Genomic DNA, 3874 nt, shown 5'->3' on the forward strand with positions numbered 1-3874 from the left:
TCGCAGCGGCATGATCACCGGCCGGCGATCCACTCAACCCGCCTGCGAGACTGTTCAAACAAACCGAGCCACCTCTCAGCCACAAGCATCATGTCGGCGAGCTCGGCATCGATTGCCGCATGTGCCATTACGGCGTCGAAACCGGCGCGCGGGCGATCGTGCCGCCGACCAAGGTCTGCATGACCTGCCATTCGCAGCTGTGGACCAATGCGCCGATGCTCGGCCCGGTGCGCGAGAGCTTCGCCACCGGGCGCCCGCTCACCTGGTCGCGCGTCAACCGGTTGCCCGATTACGCCTATTTCGACCATCATGTGCATGTTCGCGGCGGGGTGCCGTGCGCGGCGTGCCACGGCGCGATGGACGACATGGCGCTGACCCGCCAGGCCGTGCCGATGACGATGCAATGGTGTCTCTCCTGCCATCGCGAGCCGGGGCGACGGATCGTGCCCGCCGCGCGCGAATATGCGCCCCGGCCCTATGATGCGCCGCTGACCCCAGCCGAGGCGCGGGCGATCCACGCGCGCGTCGCCGGTCTGGACACCGCCAAGCTGACGGACTGCTCGACATGCCATCGCTGAGCGACGATCTTGGCCGCCGCGAGGCGCTGAGACTGATCGCCGCAGGCGCGGCCGTGGCGCTGGCGGGGTGCAGCAAGCCCGACGCGCCGATCTATCCCAGCGCCGCCGACGGCGAGGGCGCGATGCCCGGCGCCGTCCGCCGCTACGCCACCACGATCGCGCTGGCGGGCTATGGCCGGGGGGTGACCGGGCTGGTGGTGGACGGACGGCCGATCAAGCTGGAAGGGCTCGCCGCTCACCCGGCCAGCCTCGGCGCGACCGACCTGTTCGCCGAGGCCGCGATCCTCGACCTCTACGATCCGCAGCGCCTGCGCGGGGCGGCGGCGACCGCGATCCGCGTCGAATTGTTCACCCCCAAGGGCGATTTCGTCACCGCCGACGAATATAACCGGCTGTTCACGCTCCACGGCACGATCATGGTGTGGTTCTTCCTCGTGCCGTCGATCCCGACGACGATGGGCAATTTCCTGCTGCCGCTGATGATCGGCGCCAAGGACGTGGCGTTCCCCAAGCTCAACCTGCTGTCATGGTACATCTATCTCGGCGGCGGGCTGCTGACGGTGGCGGCATTGCTGGCGGGGGGCGTCGATACCGGCTGGACCTTCTACACGCCCTTCTCGACGCTCTATTCCAATTCGGCGGTGCTGCTGGCGGCGCTCGGCATCTTCGTGGTCGGCTTCTCGTCGATCGCCACGGGCGTGAACTTCATCACCACCATTCACATGCTGCGCACCACCGGCATGACCTGGATGCGGCTGCCGCTGTTCGTGTGGGCGATGTACGCGACCAGCCTGGTGATGGTGCTGGCGACGCCCGTGCTGGCGATGAGCCTGTTGATGGTGATCGCCGAGCGCGCGTTCGGGCTGCCCGATCTTCGATCCGCGTTCGGGCGGCGACCCGTTGCTGTTCCAGCACCTGTTCTGGTTCTACAGCCATCCGGCGGTCTACATCATGATCCTGCCGGGAATGGGCGTGGTCTCGGAGATCATCGCCTGCGAGGCGCGGCGGCGCGTGTTCGGCTATCAGTTCATGGTCTATGCGATGATTGTGATCGCGGTGATCGGCTTCATGGTGTGGGGCCATCACATGTTCGTCTCGGGGCAAAGCCCGTATGCCAGCCTGGTGTTCAGCTTCCTGTCGTTCATCGTCGCGGTGCCGTCGGCGATCAAGGTGTTCAACTGGACGGGCACGCTCTACGGCGGGCAGATCCGCTTCTCGGCGCCGATGCTGTATGCGTTGGGCTTTGTCGGACTGTTCACGCTGGGCGGGATTACCGGGCTGTTCCTCGCCACGATCCGCTCGACGTGCACGTCACCGACACCTATTTCGTGGTGGCGCACTTCCATTACATCATGGTCGGCGGCACGGTCTCGGCCTTCTTCGGCGGCCTGCATTTCTGGTGGCCGAAGATCACCGGGCGGCTCTATTCGGAAGCGTTCGCGCGGTTCGCCGCGATCTCGATGTTCTTCGGGTTCAACTTCACCTTCTTCCCGCAGTTCATCCTCGGCTATCTCGGCATGCCGCGCCGCTATCACGAATATCCGCCCGAATTCCAGCTGTGGAACGTGATGTCGTCGACCGGCGCGGTGGTGCTGGCGATCGCCTATCTGATACCGCTCTTCTATCTCGGCTGGTCGCTGCTCAACGGCGAACGCGCGCCCGACAATCCGCACGACGCCACCGGGCTCGAATGGACCGTCCCGTCCCCGCCACCGACCGGCAACTTCGCGACCCCGCCGATCGTGACCGACGAGCCCTACGCCTATCACGAGGAAGGCGAGCATCCGCATAGCGCGGACCACCCCGCCGCCCGGCCGCAAGGCTCATGACCGCGCCCGAAGCCGCGCTGAACGAGCCGTGGGAGGCGCGCGAGCGCCAGCACGCGGCGATGCTGTTCGGGCTGTGGGTGTTCCTCGCCAGCGAAATCCTGTTCTTCGGCGGGCTGTTCCTGCTCTACGCGCACGCCCGCCTGTTCGACAATGTCGGCTTCACCGCCGGCGGGCGCGCGGCGAACGCGTGGTTCGGCACCGCCAACACGCTTGTGCTGATGACCAGCAGCCTGACGATGGCGCTGGCCGAACGCGCGACCCGCGCGGGCTGGACGCGCCTCGCCCGCTTCGGATTGTGGGCGACGATCGCGCTCGGGCTGGTCTTCCTCGTCGTCAAGGGCTTCGAATATCACGAGGATCTGGCCGAGCATCTGTTTCCGGGGAGGCGCTTCCGCTTCGCGCAGCCGGGCGCCGCCCAGTTCTGGAGTTTCTACTGGACGATCACGATCGTCCACGCGACCCACCTTACCATCGGCCTCGGCTTCGTTACGCGGCTGCTGCTGCTCGATCGGCGCGGCGCGCTCGGCCGGCGCTGGATGGGCGCCGAAGTGACGACGGTCTATTGGCACCTCGTCGATGTCGTGTGGGTGATCCTCTATCCGTTGCTCTATCTGGTCGGGCGCTAGGCGGTGGACAGGGAGTTCCGCCATGTCGTGGTCCGCGCGCTGGCGGTGTGGATCGGGCTGCTTCTGCTGCTGCTGGCGTCGGTCGGCTACGCCTATCTGCCCGGCGGGCCGGCGAAACTGCCGGTCGGGCTGCTGATCGCGGCGGCGAAGGTGGCGCTGATCGCCGAGATCTTCATGGAGCTGCGCAAGGCCAGCCCGCTGGTGCGGGTCGCGGCGGCGGCGGGCGCGTTCTGGCTCGGCCTGCTGTTCCTGTTCAGCTTCGCCGACTTCCTGACCCGTTAGCGGCCGGGGAGCATGGGGTTCCGGTGGCTGCTCGATTGCCGCGCTTCGTCTCGGCCGATCCCGGCGGCAACCGCATGGACGCCGGTTCCCCATGTCCGGTGTCGAACCCTCGGCCAACTACTTCAGCTCCACCGGCTATGACCCAGACTGAACGGAATCCGATCTATGCCAGCTGCTGATGCGCCTACTCGTAGATCCCTCATTCTTTGATGGCGCCGGCGAGCGTTTTGAGCGGCATGTCGGCCGGCAGGATCGAAAGGTAGTATTTATGCTCCTGGCTGAGCGATGCTCACCGACCAGCCAGACCTCCTCACCCGCCATCCAGATCCCGCGGAAATTCGGTACCAGCCTTACGCCGACGGGGCTCTTCTCCACCTGTTTTCCAATCTGATCTCAGCTCGGAACGGCAGCAAGCATATGGTTGCGTGGTGCTACCATCGCGATTACTAAGTACCTGTTTCGTAATGCCTATTTTGAGTTACGATGGTTGCGGGGACCCGCTTTCATCTTAGCTTGCGATCTCCGTCACCAGCGAGATTGGCTAGCTTTTGCGATCTGA

General features: G+C 65.6%; 3 protein-coding genes and 2 pseudogenes. All 5 read left to right on the top strand.

The window, feature by feature from the left end; translation table 11 throughout:
* The first annotated feature begins 119 nt into the window (after nt 1–119).
* The 5 genes and pseudogenes from HUU95_RS10420 (at nt 120) to HUU95_RS10435 (ending at nt 3315) form a co-directional block, all read left to right on the top strand.
* Entirely contained in the window at nt 120–578 is a 459-nt protein-coding gene (locus HUU95_RS10420) for a cytochrome c3 family protein (protein WP_217429811.1), read from the top strand.
* 122 nt (nt 579–700) lie between these two features.
* Nucleotides 701–1426, top strand: a pseudogene (locus HUU95_RS14610) (cbb3-type cytochrome c oxidase subunit I); the annotation flags it as partial.
* Between the two features lie 52 nt (nt 1427–1478).
* A pseudogene (locus HUU95_RS14615) lies at nt 1479–2407 on the top strand (cytochrome c oxidase subunit I).
* The gene (locus HUU95_RS10430) at nt 2404–3033 is read left to right on the top strand and encodes a cytochrome c oxidase subunit 3 (protein ID WP_174280051.1); all 630 of its coding nucleotides are present in this window, start codon (nt 2404–2406) and stop codon (nt 3031–3033) included. The pseudogene HUU95_RS14615 and the gene HUU95_RS10430 overlap by 4 nt, the downstream one beginning before the upstream one ends.
* A 3-nt stretch (nt 3034–3036) precedes the next feature.
* Nucleotides 3037–3315, top strand: a complete 279-nt coding sequence (locus HUU95_RS10435) for a cytochrome C oxidase subunit IV family protein (RefSeq protein WP_174280052.1) — start codon at nt 3037–3039, stop codon at nt 3313–3315.
* Nucleotides 3316–3874: the final 559 nt, after the last annotated feature.

Source organism: Sphingomonas bacterium (assembly GCF_903643065.1).
Taxonomy (GTDB): domain Bacteria; phylum Pseudomonadota; class Alphaproteobacteria; order Sphingomonadales; family Sphingomonadaceae; genus Sphingomonas.